The sequence below is a fragment of the Allobosea sp. FG18 genome (assembly GCF_057809495.1).
This window is the reverse complement of sequence record NZ_JBMDKB010000045.1, coordinates 1-21,100: the sequence shown is the minus strand read 5'-3', so window position 1 is coordinate 21,100 and position 21,100 is coordinate 1. Positions and strand designations below refer to the sequence as shown.

At 64.9% G+C, this 21,100-nt stretch carries 16 protein-coding genes and 1 tRNA gene; all 17 read right to left on the bottom strand.

Annotated elements, in window-relative coordinates; genetic code table 11:
• Positions 1 to 106 precede the first annotated feature (106 nt).
• Positions 107 to 2,182, bottom strand: coding sequence for an elongation factor G (gene fusA, locus ACODTJ_RS28000; protein WP_454656593.1), 2,076 nt, complete (start codon positions 2,180 to 2,182; stop codon positions 107 to 109).
• A 33-nt stretch (positions 2,183 to 2,215) separates the two neighbouring features.
• Positions 2,216 to 2,686: a 30S ribosomal protein S7 gene (gene rpsG / locus ACODTJ_RS27995; protein ID WP_488851373.1), complete on the bottom strand. Its 471-nt coding sequence runs from the start codon at positions 2,684 to 2,686 to the stop codon at positions 2,216 to 2,218.
• 70 nt (positions 2,687 to 2,756) lie between these two features.
• Positions 2,757 to 3,128: a 30S ribosomal protein S12 gene (gene rpsL / locus ACODTJ_RS27990; protein WP_199085547.1), complete on the bottom strand. Its 372-nt coding sequence runs from the start codon at positions 3,126 to 3,128 to the stop codon at positions 2,757 to 2,759.
• Positions 3,129 to 3,652: 524 nt separating this feature from the next.
• On the bottom strand, positions 3,653 to 4,828 hold the full coding sequence (locus tag ACODTJ_RS27985; RefSeq protein WP_454656592.1) for a helix-turn-helix transcriptional regulator: 1,176 nt from the start codon (positions 4,826 to 4,828) through the stop codon (positions 3,653 to 3,655).
• 234 nt (positions 4,829 to 5,062) lie between these two features.
• Positions 5,063 to 9,247 (bottom strand): DNA-directed RNA polymerase subunit beta', encoded by a 4,185-nt coding sequence (rpoC, locus tag ACODTJ_RS27980; protein WP_454656591.1) that lies wholly within the window; start codon positions 9,245 to 9,247, stop codon positions 5,063 to 5,065.
• A 109-nt stretch (positions 9,248 to 9,356) separates the two neighbouring features.
• A complete protein-coding gene (gene rpoB, locus ACODTJ_RS27975) occupies positions 9,357 to 13,478 on the bottom strand; it encodes a DNA-directed RNA polymerase subunit beta (protein ID WP_488851370.1) in 4,122 nt (1,373 codons plus the stop codon).
• Positions 13,479 to 13,734: 256 nt separating this feature from the next.
• A complete protein-coding gene (gene rplL / locus ACODTJ_RS27970; RefSeq protein ID WP_454656589.1) occupies positions 13,735 to 14,115 on the bottom strand; it encodes a 50S ribosomal protein L7/L12 in 381 nt (126 codons plus the stop codon).
• A 49-nt stretch (positions 14,116 to 14,164) separates the two neighbouring features.
• Positions 14,165 to 14,680 (bottom strand): 50S ribosomal protein L10, encoded by a 516-nt coding sequence (gene rplJ / locus ACODTJ_RS27965; protein WP_454035649.1) that lies wholly within the window; start codon positions 14,678 to 14,680, stop codon positions 14,165 to 14,167.
• 515 nt (positions 14,681 to 15,195) lie between these two features.
• Positions 15,196 to 15,894, bottom strand: a complete 699-nt coding sequence (gene rplA, locus ACODTJ_RS27960; protein ID WP_454656588.1) for a 50S ribosomal protein L1 — start codon at positions 15,892 to 15,894, stop codon at positions 15,196 to 15,198.
• 13 nt (positions 15,895 to 15,907) lie between these two features.
• On the bottom strand, positions 15,908 to 16,339 hold the full coding sequence (gene rplK / locus ACODTJ_RS27955; RefSeq protein WP_038358273.1) for a 50S ribosomal protein L11: 432 nt from the start codon (positions 16,337 to 16,339) through the stop codon (positions 15,908 to 15,910).
• A gap of 343 nt (positions 16,340 to 16,682) precedes the next feature.
• The gene (nusG, locus tag ACODTJ_RS27950; protein WP_377838347.1) at positions 16,683 to 17,216 is read right to left on the bottom strand and encodes a transcription termination/antitermination protein NusG; all 534 of its coding nucleotides are present in this window, start codon (positions 17,214 to 17,216) and stop codon (positions 16,683 to 16,685) included.
• A gap of 14 nt (positions 17,217 to 17,230) precedes the next feature.
• Entirely contained in the window at positions 17,231 to 17,425 is a 195-nt protein-coding gene (secE, locus tag ACODTJ_RS27945; protein WP_061966725.1) for a preprotein translocase subunit SecE, read from the bottom strand.
• 270 nt (positions 17,426 to 17,695) lie between these two features.
• Positions 17,696 to 18,427, bottom strand: coding sequence for a class I SAM-dependent methyltransferase (locus ACODTJ_RS27940; RefSeq protein ID WP_454656587.1), 732 nt, complete (start codon positions 18,425 to 18,427; stop codon positions 17,696 to 17,698).
• A gap of 55 nt (positions 18,428 to 18,482) precedes the next feature.
• Positions 18,483 to 18,558 (bottom strand) — tRNA-Trp (locus tag ACODTJ_RS27935).
• 61 nt (positions 18,559 to 18,619) lie between these two features.
• Complete coding sequence (locus ACODTJ_RS27930; RefSeq protein ID WP_454656586.1) at positions 18,620 to 19,519, bottom strand: dihydrodipicolinate synthase family protein; 900 nt, start codon at positions 19,517 to 19,519, stop codon at positions 18,620 to 18,622.
• 141 nt (positions 19,520 to 19,660) lie between these two features.
• A complete protein-coding gene (locus ACODTJ_RS27925; protein WP_454656585.1) occupies positions 19,661 to 20,785 on the bottom strand; it encodes a Gfo/Idh/MocA family protein in 1,125 nt (374 codons plus the stop codon).
• 223 nt (positions 20,786 to 21,008) lie between these two features.
• On the bottom strand, positions 21,009 to 21,100 hold a 92-nt coding region (locus ACODTJ_RS27920; RefSeq protein ID WP_488849582.1), incomplete at its 5' end, for an EF-Tu C-terminal domain-related protein.

The window sequence follows — 21,100 nt, the reverse complement described above, 5'->3', positions numbered from 1 at the left end:
CAATCGTTCCAATGTTGCAGTGCGGCTTGTTCCGCGAAAACTTCTCTTTGGCCATCGTAGCCTCCGTCAGATCTTGTTCAAATGGTCAGTCGGGTCGGTGCGGGGTTCAGGCGTACTTGGCCTGGACCTCGGCGGCCACCGCCGACGGCACCTGCTCATAGTGGTCGAACTGCATCGTGTAGTTCGCGCGGCCCTGCGAGAACGAGCGAAGCTGGTTCACGTAGCCGAACATGTTCGCCAGCGGAACCATCGCGTTGATCACGACGGCGTTGCCGCGCATGTCCTGGCCCTGGATCTGGCCACGACGCGAGTTCAGGTCGCCGATGACCGAGCCGGTATAGTCTTCCGGGGTCACGACTTCGACCTTCATGATCGGCTCGAGCAGCACGGAGCCGCCCTTCTGCAGACCTTCGCGCAGCGCTGCACGGGAGGCGATTTCGAAGGCCAGGGCCGACGAGTCGACTTCGTGGAAGGCGCCGTCGATCAGTGTGACCTTGACGTCCACGACCGGGAAGCCGGCGAGCACGCCCGAGCCGATGACCGAATTCAGGCCCTTCTCGACGCCGGGAATGTACTCCTTCGGCACCGAACCGCCGACGACCTTCGACTCGAACTCGAAGCCCTTGCCGGTCTCGTTCGGCTCGATGACGAGCTTGACGCGAGCGAACTGGCCGGTACCGCCGGTCTGCTTCTTGTGGGTGTAGTCGATCTCGGCCTTCTTGGTCAGCGTCTCACGATACGCAACCTGCGGCGCGCCGATATTGGCATCGACCTTGTAGGTGCGGCGCAGGATGTCGACCTTGATGTCGAGATGGAGCTCGCCCATGCCCTTCAGGATGGTCTGGCCGCTCTCCTGGTCGGTCGACACGCGGAACGAGGGATCCTCGTTCGCGAGCTTCGACAGGGCGAGGCCCAGCTTCTCCTGGTCGGCCTTGGACTTCGGCTCGATCGCGATCGTGATGACCGGCTCGGGGAACTCCATACGCTCCAGAATGACCGCGTTGACGGGATCGCAGAGCGTGTCGCCGGTGCGGACGTCCTTGAGGCCGGCCAGGGCGACGATGTCGCCGGCATAAGCCTCCTTGATGTCCTCGCGGTTGTTCGCATGCATCAGCAGCATGCGGCCGACGCGCTCTTTCTTGTCACGGGTCGAGTTGATGACGCCCTGGCCCGCCTCGACCTTGCCGGAATAGACGCGGCAGAAGGTGATCGTGCCGACGAAGGGGTCGTCCATGATCTTGAACGCGAGCATCGCGAACGGATCGGAGTCGGTCGGGTTGCGGGTGGTCGGCTCTTCGGTCTTGAAGTCGATGCCTTCGACCGCGCCGCGATCCACCGGCGACGGCAGATAGTCGACGACGGCGTCGAGCAGCGGCTGCACGCCCTTGTTCTTGAAGGACGAGCCACAGAGGACCGGGTGGAACGCGCGGCGCTGAACCGCAGTGCGGATCAGGCGGCGCAGCGTGGCGGCGTCCGGCTCGGTGCCTTCGAGATAGGCTTCCATCGCGGCGTCGTCCATCTCGACGGCAGCCTCGACGAGCTTCGAGCGGTACTCGGCAGCCTTGTCGGCGAGATCGGCCGGGATGTCCTGCTCCTCGTACGAAGCGCCGAGCGCCTCGCCGTTCCAGACGATCGCCTTCATCTTCACGAGGTCGACGACGCCGGCGAAGTTGGACTCCGAACCGATCGGGATCTGAAGGCAGACGGGCTTGCCGGCGACGCGGTCAATGATGTCCTGGACGCAGCGATAGAAATCGGCGCCGATCTTGTCCATCTTGTTGACGAAGACGACGCGCGGAACGTCGTACTTGTCGGCCTGGCGCCAGACGGTCTCGGTCTGGGGCTCGACGCCCTGGTTGCCGTCGAGAACGCAGACGGCGCCGTCGAGCACGCGCAGCGAACGCTCGACTTCGATGGTGAAGTCGACGTGGCCGGGGGTGTCGATGATGTTCAGGCGGTGGTCCTGCCAGAAGCAGGTCGTCGCAGCAGAGGTGATCGTGATGCCACGCTCCTGCTCCTGCGTCATCCAGTCCATGGTAGCAGCGCCATCATGGACTTCGCCGAGCTTGTGGCTCTTGCCGGTGTAGAACAGGATGCGTTCGGTCGTCGTCGTCTTGCCGGCATCAATGTGGGCCATGATGCCGAAGTTGCGATAACGGTCGATGGGATGGGAACGGGCCATGATCGTGCTCTGTGTCTCGGTGCAGTACGCCGCTTACCAGCGGTAGTGCGAGAAGGCGCGGTTGGCTTCCGCCATCCGGTGCGTGTCTTCACGCTTCTTGACGGCGTTGCCGCGATTGTTGGCAGCGTCCATCAGCTCGGCCGACAGGCGCTCCACCATGGTCTTGTCGTTGCGGCCGCGAGCGGCAGCGATCAGCCAGCGGATGGCGAGCGCCTGGCGGCGCTCCGTGCGGACTTCGACCGGAACCTGGTAGGTCGCGCCACCGACGCGGCGGGAACGAACCTCGATCGCCGGAGCGACGTTCTCGAGCGCCGACTTGAAGACACCGAGCGGTTCGCTCTTGGTCTTCGCCTCGATGATATCGAAGGCACTGTAGACGATCCGCTCGGCGGTCGACTTCTTACCTTCGTACATGACCGAGTTCATGAACTTGGTCACGACGATATCGCCGAACTTCGGGTCCGGGATAACTTCGCGCTTTTCGGCACTGTGGCGGCGGGACATCGTCTAGTCTCCGTAAATCTTCAACGCGGCGAACCGGCTCAGGCTGCTCGCCCGGCCGGTCAGGCCGAAATTACTTGGGACGCTTGGCGCCGTACTTCGAACGGCGCTGCTTGCGGTTCTTGACGCCCTGCGTGTCGAGCACACCGCGCAGGATGTGATAGCGCACGCCGGGAAGGTCCTTCACGCGGCCGCCACGGATCATGACGACAGAGTGCTCCTGGAGGTTGTGACCCTCGCCGGGGATGTAGCCGATCACCTCGAAGCCGTTGGTCAGGCGAACCTTCGCAACCTTACGGAGCGCGGAGTTCGGCTTCTTCGGGGTCGTCGTATAGACGCGCGTGCAAACGCCGCGCTTCTGCGGGCAATTCTCAAGCGCCGGGGCGGTGTTACGCGCCTTCACGGGCGACCGCGACTTGCGGATGAGCTGGCTGATTGTCGGCATTCTGGCCTCTCGCCCCACTGAGCGTTTGGAAATTCCTGGTCAATCTCCCAGGCCGAGCAAAGCCATGACATAAACGAAGCCGCGCCATCGGCGCCCTTTCAGGGGCCTCAGGCGCGCTCGCCAGCAGAGGAACACGGAAAACCCGCGCTCATGCATCCTGCCATGTCGTCAATCGACGCTGGAATTCCGACGGAGTTTCGGTCGCGAAACTCGCTTGCGAACCATGCGCAAGCGACAAACGTGTCCGACAGCCGTCGACAGTGGCGCGCTTATGACTCACGCGAAGATTCGCGTCAACCCCGGATTCCGGTTCCAGGCCCGTTTAGGCCTGCATTTCCGCCACCCACTGGGCGAATGGCGGCACCGAACCGGCTACGGCTGCATGCCGCGCGCCGATCGTCAGCATAACGGCCGTAAACAGAGCGTAAAGCTCCCTCGAGTTCCAGCTCCCGCATGATCCCCAGGAGAGAATCACCGGCCAGGGGGAAGCCCTCCCGGAGAACAGCAGCCGCAGCACCCCTGCCCTAGCGAACCGCCATTCGAGCCAGAAGCGCGGACAACTCGCTCTGCCGCGTTACACCGGTCTTCTGGAAGACGCGCTTCAGGGTCGTACGCGCCGTTTCCTCGGTGATGCCGAGACGCTGGCTCGCCTCGCGCGGCGCCAGCCCCACCCCGACCAGGGCCGTCAGGCGTGCCTCGGCCAGCGTCAGGCCGAGAAGGTCACGCACGAGCGCCGGATCGGCGGGGCCGTTGACCTGCGAGCTCATGGCGACAGCGATCGCGGCGACATCCGCGAGCAACGCTTCGACCGCACCGCGATCCGCCCTCCGGACCGGGATCACATGCACGGCCAGGAAACCGTCGCGCTGGTGATCCTGCACGACGACCGGACGTGGCGCATCGAGAAGGGCCGTGTCGCCGAAAGCCGCGTCGGCGATCCGGGCCCGCAGCATATCGCGCGGCGCCTCCGCCCGTGCCGTCAGCCGCCCCCCACTGACCAGCAGGCCGTCCCCGGTGAGCGCCTGTCCAGCCGGATTGGAGAACAGCACCCGCCCATCGCCGGCAAGCAGGAAGACGCCGACCCCGAGCCGGGTTAGGGCATCCGCGAGCGCGTGCTGCGAGGCTTCGGCATTGATCAGCCTGATCCCGAGACGCAGGGCGTTCTCGACATGGCGCCCCAACCGGCCGAGGGTTTCGAGCTCAGCCTCCGACAGTGGCCCCCTCTCCGCGGCGCGCTGAACCGCTAGCGCGACACCCACGCGCGGATCGGGAGAGATCCCGACCCCGCCGAACCAGCCGAGGCCATGCGAGCGCAGAAACTGCGTGTAGAATGGCAGGCGCTTCCTTTCCTCCGGCGTGGCGATGTCGCGATCCGAGATCGTATCGGAACGGGCAATCGCCCCGCATTCAAGTGAGCGCGAGAAGCGCACGTCATGACGCCACCACTCCCCCGTCTCGTAATCCCGCAGGGCCGCCTCCAGCCCGGGCGAACAGATCGAGCCATAGGTGCCGTCGTCCCGCTGATAGATCATATGGGCGCCGACATCGCCGAATGAATCGGCGATCGCCTGCAGCGCGGCGGGCCAGCGCTCGGGCGCCGGAGCCGCGTCATAGATCGCCTCGACCGCCGCGACGAAGCCGGCCGGCGTCTCGTGATCGAAGGCTTCCCTGCCTTCTTGCCTTTCTGGCCAGCGCATCATGTCCCTGCAGCGCCCTGCTTTCGAAACCGGGAGTAGCTTCGCACCCTTAGAGCATCAGATGGCGTGAACAAAATGTGAGCAGACGGAAATTTGGTCCCCATCTCTCTGCGGCGAGAGCGCCAGGATGATCCGTATCCTTCAAGGCGCGCAGCTCAGGCATCGCCACGGCTGACACAAAAGAAAACGGCCGCCCGAAGGCGGCCGTTTGAGAGCATGAGGCTTTCGCCGGGCTGCTTATTCGGCAGCCGGGAGCACCGCGGCGGCTGCCTTGGCGGCCTTGGCCGCCGCATCCGCCTTCTGGCCGACGATGAGATCGTCGCGGCGCGTGGCCACCTGCTTGATGCGGGCGACCTGGGCGCCGGTGCCGGCCGGGATGAGCGAGCCGACGATGACGTTCTCCTTGAGGCCTTCGAGCATGTCCGACTTGCCGTTGACCGCCGCCTCGGTGAGGACGCGGGTGGTCTCCTGGAAGGACGCCGCCGAGATGAAGGAGCGGGTCTGCAGCGAGGCCTTGGTGATGCCGAGCAGGACCGGAACACCGGATGCCGGCTTCTTGCCCTCTTCGCGCAGCTTCGCGTTGACCTCTTCCAGCTCGATCCGATCGACCTGGTCGCCGGTCAGGATGTCGCTGTCGCCGGACTCGGTGATCTCGACCTTCTGCAGCATCTGCCGGACGATGACCTCGATGTGCTTGTCGTTGATGGTCACGCCCTGGAGGCGGTAAACCTCCTGGATTTCGTTGACCAGATAAGCCGCCAGCTCCTCGACGCCCTTGATCGCAAGGATGTCGTGCGGGGCCGGGTTGCCGTCGAGGATGTAGTCGCCGACCTCCACGACGTCGCCTTCCTGAAGGTGGATGTGCTTGCCCTTCGGGATCAGGTACTCGACCCCGTCGGAACCGTCATGCGGCGTCAGCGTAACGCGACGCTTGTTCTTGTAGTCCTTGCCGAAGCCGATCACGCCCGACTTTTCGGCGATGATCGCCGCGTCCTTCGGACGACGTGCCTCGAACAGCTCCGCGACGCGCGGCAGACCGCCGGTGATGTCGCGGGTCTTGGCCGAGTCGGTCGAGACACGGGCGAGCACGTCGCCGGCCTTGATCGCATGGCCCGGCTCCACCGAGATAATGCCGTCGACCGGCAGGATGTAGCGGGCCTCGCCACCACGGGCGAGCTTCGCAACCTTCCCGTCAGCGCCGAAGATGACCATCGCCGGCTTGAGATCGGCCGTACGGGCCGAACCGCGCCAGTCGATGACGACGCGCTTGGAGATGCCGGTCGCCTCGTCGGTCGTCTCGGTGATCGACATGCCGTCCACGAGGTCCTCGTAGCCGACCTTGCCGTCCACTTCCGCGAGGATCGGGCGGGAATAGGGGTCCCACTCGATCAGGCGCTGGCCGCGCTTGACCTTGTCGCCCTCGTCGACGCGCAGCTTCGAGCCGAACTGGACGCGATGGACCGCGCGCTCGGCTCCATCAGGGCCGACGATCACGATGGCGATGTTGCGCGCCATGGCGATGAGGTCGCCGTCCGAGTTCCGCGCGACGTTGCGGTTGCGCATCTTGACCGTGCCTTCGAAGTTCGACTCGACGAAGGACTGGTCGGCGATGGTGGCCGCGCCGCCGATGTGGAAGGTACGCATGGTGAGCTGCGTGCCCGGCTCGCCGATCGACTGCGCCGCGATGACGCCGACGGCCTCGCCCATGTTGACGGGCGTGCCGCGAGCGAGGTCGCGACCGTAGCAGGTGGCGCAGACGCCGTTCTTGGTCTCGCAGGTGAGAACCGAACGGATCTTCACCTCCTGGACGCCGGCGGCGTTGATCCTGGCGATGTCGCTCTCTTCGATCACGATCCCCTTGGCGACGAGGACGTTGCCGTCGACATCGACGATGTCCTCGGCCGTGGCGCGACCCAGGATGCGCATGCCGAGCGAAGCCACGATCTGACCGGCATCGACGATGGCGCGCATCTTGATGCCGTTATCCGAGCCGCAGTCGACCTCGGAGATGATCGCGTCCTGCGCCACGTCGACGAGACGGCGGGTGAGATAGCCGGAGTTGGCCGTCTTGAGCGCCGTGTCGGCGAGACCCTTACGGGCGCCGTGGGTCGAGTTGAAGTACTCGAGAACGTCGAGACCTTCCTTGAAGTTCGAGATGATCGGCGACTCGATGATCTCGCCCGACGGCTTGGCCATCAGGCCGCGCATGGCGGCGAGCTGGCGCATCTGCGCCGGCGAACCACGAGCGCCCGAGTGGCTCATCATGTAGATCGAGTTGATCTGCTTGTCGCGGCCGGTCTCGTCCTTCTGGACGGTCGAGATGCGGGCCATCATCTCCTGGGCGAGCTTGTCGGAGCACTTCGCCCAGGCGTCGACGACCTTGTTGTACTTCTCGCCCTGGGTGATCAGGCCGTCCTGGTACTGCTGCTCGTAATCCTTGGCGAGCGCGCGGGTCGTGTCGACGATATCCCACTTGTTCTCCGGCACGACCATGTCGTCCTTGCCGAAGGAGATGCCGGCCTTGAACGCGTGGCGGAAGCCCAGCGCCATGACGCGATCGCAGAAGATCACCGATTCCTTCTGACCGCAGCCGCGATACACGGCGTCGATCATTCCGGAGATTTCCTTCTTGGTCATCAGGCGGTTGCTGACGTCGAAGGACACGGCCGGATGGTCCGGCAGCGCGGTCGAGAGGATCACGCGGCCAGGCGTGGTGTCGTAGATCTTCGTGTACGGCTTGCCGTCCTTGCCGGTGCCGGTCCAGCGATACTTGATCTTCGAATGCAGCGTCACGACCTTCTCGTGCAGCGCGTGCTCGAGTTCGCCGAAATCGCCGAAGATCTTGCCCTGGCCGGGCTCGCCGTCCGAGACGATCGAGAGGTAGTACAGGCCGAGCACGATGTCCTGCGACGGCACGATGATCGGCATGCCGTTCGCGGGGTGCAGGATGTTGTTGGTCGACATCATCAGCACGCGCGCTTCCAGCTGCGCTTCGAGCGACAGCGGGACGTGCACGGCCATCTGGTCGCCGTCGAAGTCCGCGTTGAAGGCGGCGCAGACCAGCGGGTGCAGCTGGATCGCCTTGCCTTCGATCAGCACGGGCTCGAAGGCCTGGATGCCCAGGCGGTGGAGCGTCGGCGCGCGGTTCAGCATCACCGGATGCTCGCGGATGACCTCGTCCAGGATATCCCAGACCTCAGGCTTCTCCTTCTCGACGAGCTTCTTGGCCTGCTTGACCGTGGTCGAGTAGCCCTTGGCGTCGAGGCGCGCATAGATGAACGGCTTGAACAGCTCGAGCGCCATCTTCTTCGGCAGGCCGCACTGGTGCAGCTTCATCTCCGGGCCGACGACGATGACCGAGCGGCCCGAATAGTCGACGCGCTTGCCGAGCAGGTTCTGGCGGAAGCGGCCCTGCTTGCCCTTCAGCATGTCGGCGAGCGACTTCAGCGGGCGCTTGTTGGCACCCGTGATGACGCGGCCGCGGCGGCCGTTGTCGAACAGGGCGTCGACGGACTCCTGCAGCATCCGCTTCTCGTTGCGGATGATGATGTCCGGCGCGCGCAGCTCGATGAGGCGCTTCAGGCGGTTGTTGCGGTTGATGACGCGGCGATAGAGGTCGTTCAGGTCCGAGGTCGCGAAGCGGCCGCCATCGAGCGGAACGAGCGGGCGCAGATCCGGCGGGATGACCGGGATCTGGGTCATCACCATCCATTCCGGCTTGTTGCCCGATTCCTGGAAGGCCTCGATGATCTTGAGGCGCTTCATCAGCTTCTTGGGCTTCAGCTCCGACGTTGTCGTCGCGATCTCATGCTTGAGGTCGGCGTTGATCTGATCGAGGTCGAGCGCGCGCAGCATCTCGCGGATCGCTTCCGCGCCGATCATGGCGGTGAAGGTGTCGGCGCCGTACTCTTCCTGGCAGCGGACATACTCTTCTTCCGACAGCAGCTGACGGTCCTTGAGCGGGGTCAGACCCGGCTCGATGACCACATACGACTCGAAGTAGAGGATGCGCTCGAGGTCCTTGAGCGGCATATCCATCAGGAGGCCGATGCGCGAGGGCAGCGACTTCAGGAACCAGATATGCGCCACCGGGGCGGCCAGCTCGATATGGCCCATGCGCTCGCGCCGGACGCGGGCGAGCGTGACTTCCACGCCGCACTTCTCGCAGATGACGCCCTTGAACTTCATGCGCTTGTACTTGCCGCACAGGCACTCGTAGTCCTTGATCGGCCCGAAGATGCGCGCGCAGAACAGGCCGTCACGCTCCGGCTTGAACGTGCGGTAGTTGATGGTCTCCGGCTTTTTGATCTCGCCATAGGACCAGGACAGGATCTTCTCCGGGCTCGCGATCGAGATCTTGATCGCGTCGAAGGCCTGCTGGACCGGCTGCTGGCCGAAAAGGTTCATGACCTCTTGCTTCATCGCCTGTCTCCTCTAGCCGGCGGGGACGAAGGCCACCCTGCCCGGCTTCTGAAATCCGTGGCCGGCGGCATCAGTGCCGCCGGCATGTACCCAAGGCTTGGTTAACGACTTATTCAGCCGCCTCGGCCGGCGGCAATTCGCCCGGCTTCGCCTTGTTGTTGACGAGCTCGACGTTGAGGCCGAGCGAGCGCATTTCCTTGACGAGCACGTTGAAGCTCTCCGGGATGCCCGCCTCGAAGTTGTCCTCGCCGCGCACGATCGACTCGTAGACCTTGGTGCGGCCCGCGACGTCGTCCGACTTCACCGTCAGCATTTCCTGCAGGGTGTAGGCGGCGCCGTAGGCTTCGAGCGCCCAGACCTCCATTTCGCCGAAGCGCTGGCCGCCGAACTGCGCCTTGCCGCCCAGCGGCTGCTGGGTGACGAGCGAGTACGGACCGATCGAACGGGCGTGGATCTTGTCGTCGACCAGGTGGTGCAGCTTGAGCATGTAGATGTAGCCCATCGTCACCTTGCGGTCGAAAGGCTCACCCGTGCGGCCGTCATAGAGGGTCGACTGGCCCGAGGAGTGCAGACCCGCCTGCTCCAGGAGCCGCTCGATATCGGCCTCCTTGGCGCCGTTGAAGACCGGCGTCGCCACCGGCACGCCGCGGCGCAGGTTCTGGCCCATCTCGACGAGCTCGTTTTCGTCCATCGAGGCGACGATCTCGTTATCCTCGTAGACGGCGTCGAACTCGGCCTTCAGCGCCTTGAAGTCGTGGGACTTCTTGTAGGCGTCGAGGGCCTTGGAGATCTGCTTGCCGAGACCGGCGGCAGCCCAGCCCAGATGGGTCTCCAGGATCTGTCCGACGTTCATTCGCGAGGGCACGCCGAGCGGGTTCAGCACGATGTCGGCATGGGTGCCGTCCTCGAGGAACGGCATGTCCTCGACCGGCACGATGCGCGAGACCACGCCCTTGTTGCCGTGACGGCCGGCCATCTTGTCGCCCGGCTGGATCTTGCGCTTCACCGCGACGAAGACCTTGACCATCTTCATCACGCCCGGAGGCAGCTCGTCGCCGCGCTGCAGCTTCTCGACCTTGTCGAGGAAGCGCTGCTCAAGGCGCTTCTTCGACTCGTCGTACTGCTTCCGCATCGCCTCGATCTCGGTCATCAGCGAGTCTTCGGCGGTCGCGAACAGCCACCACTGCGAGCGCGGGAACTCGCTCATCGCCTCGCGGGTGATGACCGTGTCCTTCTTGAAGCCCTTCGGGCCCGCAAGGCCGGTCTTGCCGGTCAGGATCTCGGCCAGACGCGCGAAGGTGTTGCGGTCCAGGATCGCCTGCTCGTCGTCACGGTCCTTGGCGAGACGCTCGATCTCCTCGCGCTCGATCGCCTGGGCGCGCTCGTCCTTGTCGACGCCATGGCGGTTGAACACGCGGACCTCGACGATCGTGCCCTGCACGCCCGGGGGAACCCGCAGCGAGGTGTCGCGCACGTCCGAAGCCTTCTCGCCGAAGATGGCGCGCAGAAGCTTCTCTTCCGGCGTCATCGGGCTTTCGCCCTTCGGCGTGATCTTGCCGCACAGGATATCGCCCGCAGCAACCTCAGCGCCGATATAGACGATGCCGGCTTCGTCGAGGTTCTTCAGCGCCTCTTCCGAAACGTTCGGAATGTCGCGCGTGATTTCCTCCGGGCCGAGCTTGGTGTCGCGGGCCATGACCTCGAACTCCTCGATATGGATCGAGGTGAAGACGTCCTGGGCCACGATGTTCTCGGAGAGAAGGATCGAGTCCTCGAAGTTGTAGCCGTTCCACGGCATGAACGCGACGAGCACGTTGCGGCCGAGAGCGAGCTCGCCGAACTCCGTCGACGGGCCGTCGGCGACGATGTCGCCCTTCTTGATGATGTCGCCGACGCGGACCAGCGGACGTTGCGTGATGCAGGTCGACTGGTTGGAGCGCTGGAACTTCTGCAGGCGATAGATGTCGACGCCGGGCTTGGTCGGGTCCATCTCGTCGGACGCGCGGATAACGATACGGGTCGCGTCGACCTGGTCGACGATACCGCCGCGGCGGGCCGCGATCGCAGCGCCCGAGTCACGGGCGACGACGGCTTCCATGCCGGTGCCGACGAAGGGCGCGTCGGCGCGAACCAGCGGCACCGCCTGGCGCTGCATGTTCGAGCCCATCAGCGCGCGGTTCGCGTCGTCGTTCTCGAGGAACGGGATCAGCGCCGCGGCGACCGAGACGAGCTGCTTCGGCGACACGTCCTGGAAGTCGACCTTGTCGACCGGGGTGACGATGACTTCACCGGCGCGACGGCAGACGATCAGGTCGTCCGTCAGGCGGCCTTCGGCATCGACGGCGGCATTCGCCTGGGCGACGTTGTACTTCGCCTCTTCCATCGCCGAGAGATAGATCACCTCGTTCGTGACCTTGCCGTCGCGGATGCGGCGGTAGGGGCTCTCGATGAAGCCGTACTTGTTCACTCGCGCGAAGGTGGCGAGCGAGTTGATAAGGCCGATATTCGGGCCTTCCGGCGTCTCGATCGGGCAGATGCGGCCATAGTGGGTCGGGTGCACGTCGCGCACCTCGAAGCCGGCGCGCTCGCGGGTCAAGCCGCCCGGGCCAAGCGCCGAGAGACGGCGCTTGTGGGTGACTTCCGAGAGCGGGTTGGTCTGGTCCATGAACTGCGAGAGCTGCGACGAGCCGAAGAACTCGCGCACGGCGGCGGCCGCCGGCTTCGCGTTGATCAGGTCCTGCGGCATGACCGTGTCGATATCGACCGAGGACATGCGCTCCTTGATGGCGCGCTCCATGCGGAGCAAACCCAGGCGGTACTGGTTCTCCATGAGCTCGCCGACCGAGCGCACGCGGCGGTTGCCGAGATGGTCGATGTCGTCGATCTCGCCCTTGCCGTCGCGCAGGTCGACCAGCGCCTTGACGACCGCGAAGATGTCCTCCTTGCGCAGGATGCGCACGGTGTCCTCGGCGTCGAGGTCGAGGCGCATGTTCATCTTGACGCGGCCGACGGCCGAGAGGTCGTAGCGCTCGGCGTCGAAGAACAGCGACTGGAACATGTTCTCAGCCGTCTCGAGGGTCGGCGGCTCGCCCGGACGCATCACGCGGTAGATGTCGAACAGGGCTTCCTCGCGGCGCGAGTTCTTGTCGACGTTCAGCGTGTTGCGGATGTAGGGGCCGACCGTGATGTGGTCGATGTCGAGCACCGGGATCTCGTCGAAGCCCTCTTCGACGAGCTGCGTCAGCAGCTTCTCGGTGATCTCCTCGCCGGCCTCGGCATAGACCTCGCCCGTCGCCGGGTTGACCAGATCCTCGGCGATGTACTGGGTGTACAGGTCCTCGTCCTGCGCGCGCAGGAACTTCAGGCCCTTCTCCGCCAGCTGGCGGGCGGCGCGGGCGACGAGCTTCTTACCGGCCTCGACCACGACCTCGCCGGTATCGGCGTCGATCAGGTCCTCGGAGGCCTTGAAGCCCTTCATGCGCTCCGCGTCGTAGGGAACGCGCCAGCCCTTGGCGTCCTTGGTATAGGTGATGTGGTTATAGAAGCGGTTGAGGATCTCCTCGCCGTCCATGCCGAGCGCGAACAGCAGCGAGGTGACCGGGATCTTACGCTTCCGGTCGATACGGGCATAGATGATGTCCTTGGCGTCGAACTCGATGTCGAGCCAGGAACCGCGATAGGGGATGATGCGCGCGGCGAAGAGCAGCTTGCCCGAGGAATGGGTCTTGCCCTTGTCGTGATCGAAGAACACGCCCGGTGAACGGTGCATCTGCGAGACGATGACGCGCTCGGTGCCGTTGACGATGAAGGTGCCGTTGTCGGTCATGAGCGGCATGTCGCCCATGTAGACATCCTGCTCCTTGATGTCCTTGACGGACTTGGCCTGGGTGTCCGGATCGATATCGAACACGATCAGGCGCAGCGTCACCTTGAGCGGCGCCGAGAAGGTCATGCCGCGCTGGCGGCACTCGTCCACGTCGTACTTCGGCGGCTCGAAGGTGTACTTCACGAACTCCAGCAGCGAGGCGCCGGAGAAATCGCCGATCGGGAAGACGGACTTGAAGACGGACTGCAAGCCCTCGTCGGCGCGGCCGCCCTTGGGCTCGTCGACCATCAGGAACTGATCGTAGGACGCCTTCTGAACCTCGATGAGGTTCGGCATCTCAGCCACTTCCTTGAGTTTGCCGAAGAACTTGCGGACGCGCCTGCGACCCTGGAGCGAATTGACCATGTTGTTCCTCGCAATCTCTTCGGACGGCTCACCCGGAGGTCCGGGCGGTCGACGGCGGCAGGCCGCCGGGTGAGCCGTTCGGCGCCGCATCGCGCCGACCCTACATTTCCATCGAGGTCACGCCGCAAGGTTGCAGCAAACCTCGAAAACAACTCCCGCGCACCAACGCGGAAACGACGCAACAGCCCCGGAGGCGTGAGCCGCCCCGGGACTGTCGATAGTGACTACGGTCGGACCGGCATCAGCCGGCCCAAGCTCACTTGAGCTCGACCTTGGCGCCGACGGCCTCGAGCTGCTTCTTGAGCTTCTCGGCCTCGTCCTTGGCAACCGACTCCTTGACCGGCTTCGGAGCGCCTTCGACCAGGTCCTTGGCTTCCTTGAGGCCCAGGCCGGTGATGGCGCGGACTTCCTTGATCACCTCGATCTTCTTGTCGCCGGCCGAGGCCAGGACAACGGTGAACTCGGTCTGCTCTTCAGCAGCGGCGGCGGCAGCGCCACCAGCAGCCGGACCAGCCGCAACGGCGACGGCGGCGGCGGCGGAAACGCCCCACTTCTCTTCGAGCATCTTGGCGAGGTCAGCAGCCTCGAGAACGGTGAGCGACGAGAGATCGTCGACAAGCTTGGCGAGATCGGCCATGTTTAACTTCCTGTCTTAAGAGGTTCGAACGATAAGGAATTGCTGGCTATCAAGCCGCATTCTTGTCGGCATAAGCCTGAACCACGCGAGCCAGCTTGCCGGCGGGCGCGTTCGTGAGCTGCGCGAGCTTCGTAGCCGGGGCCTGGATAAGGCCGATGAGCTTGGCGCGCATATCGTCGAGCGAGGGCATCGTGGCCAGAGCCTTGACACCATCGGGGTTCAGGGCGGTCGTGCCCATCGCGCCGCCCAGGATGACGAGCTTGTCGTTCTCCTTGGCGAAAGCGGTGGCGACCTTCGGCGCCGCGACCGGATCGCTCGAATAAGCGATCAGGGTGGGACCCGTCAGCAGCTTGCTGATGGACGCGACGTCGGTGCCTTCAAGAGCGATCTTGGCCAAGCGGTTCTTTGCGACCTTAACAGTGGCACCATTCGCCTTCATCTCGCGACGAAGCTTCTGGAACTGGGCCACGGTCAAACCCGCATAGTGGGCCACGACGACGACCGACGTGCTCGAAAACACATCATTCAGCGACGCGACGGCATCTTTCTTTGCCGCTTTATCCACTGGGCTCTCTCCGGTAGGCGACAAGCTTTGAGGGCCTGCCGCCGGTTGCAAATGCCGCTTCCCGAAACCCCGGTTGACACCGGCGTCCCGCAAAGCGACGCTTGGTGCCCTGTCCCCGCTCCCGACCCCTGAGGGTCACGATCGGGCGAGATGGTTCGAACCGTCTTTTCCGGACCTCGCGATCCGGGACTAAGCTCTTGCACCGTCTATGCAGGCCTCTTGGCGAAATTATGCTCCCGGACGAGCCGGGAAGGCACCTGCAGTCTCAGACAGGACTGGATGATTCCATGCCGTGGAAATCGCTTTCCCTGGCTCAAATCACCCATTCTTCAGCGGAAAACCGCCGAAAAACGCGAAACAGACCCCCTCGCGCCAGGCACGCCGGAGCCCCTTCACTTATGGAAACAGGCTGCGTCATAGCGCTTCAGCCTGCTTCTGCCAAGTAGGCTCTTGACTTCGTGAAATCAAGAGCGGGTGGGCGGCCGGTGAGCCAGCCGCCCTTCCCTTCAGCCTGATCAGCCGCCGAAGACGGTGTTCGGCTCGATCTTGACGCCCGGACCCATGGTCGACGACAGGGCGACGCGCTGAATGTACGTGCCCTTGGCGCCGGCAGGCTTCGCCTTGGTGACCGAGTCGACGAACGCCTTGATGTTCTCCGAGAGCTTCTCGGCCGAGAACGAGGCCTTGCCGACGGCGGCGTGGACGATACCGGCCTTCTCGACGCGGAACTCGACCGAACCGCCCTTCGAGGCGGCGACGGCGGCGGTCACGTCCATGGTGACGGTGCCGACGCGCGGGTTCGGCATCAGGCCGCGCGGGCCGAGCACCTTACCGAGACGGCCGACGAGACCCATCATGTCCGGGGTCGCGATGCAGCGATCGAAGTTGATCTCGCCCTTCTGGACGGACTCGACCAGCTCCTCGGCGCCGACGATGTCGGCACCCGCAGCCTTGGCCTCTTCGGCCTTGGCGCCACGGGCGAAGACGGCGACGCGCAGCGTGCGGCCCGAGCCGTTCGGCAGGTTGCAGACGCCGCGGACCATCTGGTCGGCGTGGCGGGGATCGACGCCGAGATTCATCGCGATCTCGACAGTCTCGTCGAACTTGGCGTTGGCGCGTTCCTTGATGAACGTGACAGCCTGGTCGAGCGAGTACAGCTTGGTGCGGTCAATGCCCTCACGGCCCTTGACGACGCGCTTTCCGACATGTGCCATTGGTCAGCCTCCCTCAGCCCACGACTTCCAGGCCCATGGACCTGGCCGAGCCACGGATCATGGCCGAAGCCGATTCGACGGTGTCGCAGTTGAGATCGGCCATCTTCTTCTCGGCGATCTCGGCGATCTGCGCAGTGGTGACCTTGCCGACATTGCCGCCCTTGCCCGGGGTCTTCGAGCCGGAGGTCAGGCCAGCGGCCTTCTTCAGCCAGTACGAGACCGGCGGCTGCTTCATCTCGAAGGTGAAGGAGCGATCGGCATACGCGGTGATGATCACCGGGATCGGCATGCCCTTTTCCATCTGCTGGGTCTTCGCGTTGAAGGCCTTGCAGAATTCCATGATGTTGAGGCCGCGCTGACCCAGCGCCGGACCGATCGGCGGCGACGGATTGGCCGCGCCCGCCGGAACCTGAAGCTTCACGTAGCCCGTGATCTTCTTCGCCATGATGGCTGCTCCTGCCGTCCGCCCCGATGCCTATTCGGAACGACGACGACCCCGCCTGCCGATGCTCTTCATCGGGGCCGGGGTGGTTGCAGTGCGTGGTGCGGCGCCTGTGATCCGGCTGGCGACCGGCACGCCTCCCACGCGGTTGAGGCGCGCCCTATGACACAAGGCAGCGCCGAAGGGAAGTGGATTCGTTAACGCCGAACCACAGCCCTCCCCCCGAGGAGCAAGCGTAGCTTGCATCTCGAAGGATGTTATTGCTCCGGAGCCTCCTGGCTCATCCGTCGGCACGCCGCGGACGCAGCTCCTCAGGATGAGCGCTCCGGAACGGGATCGAAAAACCTCAGAGCTTCTCGACCTGGCTGTACTCGAGCTCGACCGGCGTGGCGCGACCGAAGATCGAGACCGCGACCTTGAGGCGGGCACGGGCGTGATCGACATCCTCGACGACGCCGTTGAACGAGGCGAAGGGCCCGTCCGCGACCTTGACCTGCTCGCCGACCTCGAAAACGATCGTCGGCTTCGGCCGCTCGACGCCTTCGGCGACCTGGCCCTTGATCCGCATCGCCTCGCTCTCGGGGATCGGCATGGGCTTGGCCTTGTCGGCGCCCAGGAAGCCGGTGACCTTCGGCGTGTTCTTGATGAGGTGATAGACCTCGTCGGTCATCTCGCACTTCACCAGGACATAGCCCGGGAAGAACTTGCGCTCGGCCTCGACCTTGCGGCCACGGCGAACCTCGACGACCTTCTCGGTCGGCACCAGCACCTCGTCGAACTTGTCGGCGAGATTGCGCTGCGCGGCCTGGTCGCGGATCGACTGGGCGACCTTGTTCTCGAAGTTCGAATAGGCGTGGACGATATACCAGCGGGTGCTCACGTTCGTAATTCCGTTCAACGGGCGCCGAGGACGAGGCCGAGCACCCAGCGGATGACGGTGTCGGTGAAGAGGAAGAACAGGCTGGACAGAACCACCATGGCGAGCACGAGGCCCGTGGTGATCAGCGTCTCGCGGCGCGACGGCCAGGTGACCTTGGTCGCCTCGGAGCGCACGTCCTGCAGGAACTGGAAGGGATTGGATTTCGCCATGAACCACCTCGGGTTCCGAACCGTTCCGCGATCCCGTGCGGTGCCGATTCGGCCGTCCTGAAACATTCGCGGCGCGGAACCCAGGGAGGGTTGCGCGCCGTCATTGCAAGCCTCTTACATCGCTTGAGGCCTTTAGCCAAGACCCTTTCGGGTTCGGCGCGGGACGAACCATTTGACCCCAAGCCCTCATCCTTCGAGACGCGGACCTTCGGCCCGCTCCTCAGGATGAGGGCTCGAGAAACACATGTGCTCGCTTCAGATTCACCGCTCTCAGGCCCGGCTCGCCGCGATCAGCAGGAAGAACGGCCGCTCACGCTCTTTCGCCCAGCCCGGCTCGGCCGCGACCTGCTCCGGGCTCGGCGCCCATTCGACCAGCCGGTCCAGCCTGAAGCCGGCGCCCAGCAGCAGGTCGAGATAGCTGCCGATGGTGCGGTGGCGCTTGACCACACCCTCCGCCAGCCAGTTGCTCACCCGCCTGCCCTCGTCGTGATAGCCGTTGACCGGCCAGGTCGCGCGGCCATCGGCATCCGTGAACCATTCCTGCCGCGCGGGCGCCGTCATGATCGGATGCTCGACCGAGCAGACAAGGCTGCTGCCCGGCTTGAGCGCGGTATGCACCCGTCCGAACAGCCCGGCGAGGTCCGCGACATAGTGGAAGGCGAGCGAGCTGTAGGCGAGGTCGAAGGCCGCGACCAGCGGCGCATAGCTTTCGAGATCGGCACGCTCGTAGGCCACGCGGGAATCGGTCGTCTCGCGCTGAGCCCGCTCCAGCATCTTTTCGGACACGTCGACGCCGAGCACGCCCGCAGCCCCCTCGCCCGCCACGAAACGGCAGAACCAGCCGAAGCCGCAGCCGAGATCGAGCACGCTCTGGCCCGCCAGCGCCGGCAGCATCCCGCGCAGCACCGGCCATTCCGGCGCGCCGTCCAGGCCATGGACCGAACGCGGCAGCTGGCTGTAGCCCGCGAAGAAGGTCTCGTCGTCGTAGATGTTCTGGGTCATGGATGCCTCGCCAACCTGCTTGGGCATCCGGGCTTGAAGTCGCCAGCGGGACGACTGGCAGGGGCAGCAGGGCTCGAACCCGCGACCTGCGGTTTTGGAGACCGCCGCTCTACCAACTGAGCTATACCCCTGCAGGTGGGCGTCATGTGCCCCAAGGCGCGGCGCATTTCAAGTCGAAATCGCGCGCCGTCCTCATTTGCTGTAGGGGCCGAGCTCCCGCGCATAGCGCTCGACCAGCTTCAGCCCGAATTCGGTGGGTCTCAGCGCCGGGCCGCGGTCATGGATCGGAATGCCGGCGCGCGCCCCGAAAATGCGCTTGCCGTAGCAAAGCAGGGTCTCGATCGACTGCATGATGAAGGTGATCGCCGGCAAAACCTCGCGATAGGCCGCATCCGCCCCGGCCTCGTCGCCGGCCTTGTAGCGGTTATAGGCGCGCAGCGCGTAATCGATCGTGTCCGGCGCCAGGATCATGCCGGCGCAGCCCGCGCGGAAATTATCGATGAGTTCGAGCCCGCCGCGCCCATTGAGAATCGGCAGCCGGCCTTCTGTGACCGCGATCAGCCGCTCGATCTCGACGACCGTACCCTCACCCTTGATCAGGCTGATATTCGGATAGCGCCGCGTCAGCTCGCGGATATCCTCGGCCGAGAGGCCCCGGCCCATATAGGCCGGCGCGTTCTGAATCGCGACCGGCAGGGAGGTCGTCTCGGCGATGCGCCCGAAGAAATTGATATATTCGGCCGCGCCGAAGCTGCCGACCATCGGCGGCTGGAGAATCACCCAATCGGCACCGTTCTTCTCGGCGACCTTCACCAGCGCGACCTGCTCCGCCACCGACGAGCCGAAGATCGTGAAGGCGAGCGGCTTCTTGCCCGCCACATCCTCCGCCATCCACTCCATCACAGTGCAGCGCTCGGTGAAGCTCAGCTTGGAGACCTCGGTCGCAAGTCCGAGCGCCGCCATGCCCTGCACGTCGAGATCGACGCTGATCTGCGCCTGCTTCCGCATCGCGGCCCGGTCGAGCCGCTCATGCTCGTCGAACAGCGCGAAGACAATCGAATGGATACCCGGAAACGGCGGCACGAAACCCATGAGACAAACCTCCCTCGGGCCGGCTGACAGGTCGTCCGCGTTCGGCACGGATCGGGTGACGGCCCTGTCCTCATGTCTAGAGAGCCATCGCCTCAAGGACCAGCCCGCCCGGCAGGCGGGCGCCCTGCGCCCTTCGCGGGGTCAGGCAGCGTCCAGCCAGCGCCCTTCCCGCGCCGAGGCCTGGATCGTCTCGACCAGCATCTGGATGCGCTCTCCCGCGCGGAAGTCGAACGGCTCGGGCCTCAAGCCCGCGATCGCCTCCATGAAGCGCGCCACCTCGATCGCCTTCAGGTCGTTGAAGCCGAGTTGATGGCCCGGCGCCACGCAGAACAGCCCATAGGGCTCGTGCTCCGGCCCGGCCTCGATCCGGCGGAAGCCGCGTCGTCCGGCGGCATCGGCCGTGCTGTAGAAGTGTAGTTCGTTGAGGCGCTCCTGCGTGAAGAGCAGCGCGCCTTGGGTGCCGTAGACTTCGAAATCATGCTGCATCTTGCGGCCGGTCGCGATCCAGCTCGCCTCGATGTTGCCGCTCGCGCCATTGGCGAAGCGCAGGAAGGCGCGGCTGGCGTCATCGACCTCGACCGCGCGCTGCCCGCCCTTCCCGTCCGGCCGGCTGGCAATGGCGGTGACGCAATCGCCCATCACCGTCTCGATCGGTCCGAGCAGGAATTCCGCCGTCGCCAGCGCATGGCTGCCGATATCGGCGAGCGCCCCGCCGCCGGCCGGCTCATGCCGGAAGCCGAAAGGCGTCGCGGCATCGGCCATGTAGTCCTCGGCATGGATGCCGCGATAGCTTCTGACCTCGCCGATCTCGCCAGCCCGGATCATCTCCCGCGCCAGCCCGAGCATCGGATTGCGGAGATAGTTGAAGCCGACCTGAGTCTTGATCTTCGCGGCAGCGGCCGCATCGGCCATCTCGCGCGCTTCCGCCGCCGTCGGCGCCAGCGGCTTCTCGCAATAGACATGCTTGCCGTTGGCGATGGCCGCGAGCGCCATCTCACGATGGAAGGCGTTCGGCGCGGTGATGTCGATCAGGTCGATCTCGGGATCGGCAACGAGGCTGCGCCAGTCGCCGCTTGAGCGGGCAAAGCCGAGGGCCCGTGCAGCGGCAGCAGCGAGCGCCTCATCCCTGTCGGCGACCGTATGGAGCTCCAGTTCGAAAGGCAGGTCGAAGACGCGCTGCGCCGCGGCGAAGCCGAAGACATGGGCCTTGCCCATGAAGCCCGTGCCGATCAGGCCGATCCGCAGTCTTGGCTTTCTCGTCGTCATCGATGGCTCCCGGCGGTCGCTCTCGCAGCGGCGACCGTTCCCGAACAGATAGCCGGCTGATTTTCAGGGCGCTACGGCACGAACATGCACAGCTGTGTACAGATTATCGAACAAGCTGTTCCAACGCGCCTGCGGTCGCCCAATGGCGGGGGTGTAGGCTTCAGACAAAGAAAAAGGGCGGTGTCGCCACCGCCCTTTCCCAAATTGCTCTGTGTGCAGTCGATCAAGCAATGATCGAAGCAACAACCCCTGCTCCAACCGTGCGGCCGCCTTCGCGGATGGCGAAGCGGAGCTTCTCTTCCATCGCGATCGGGG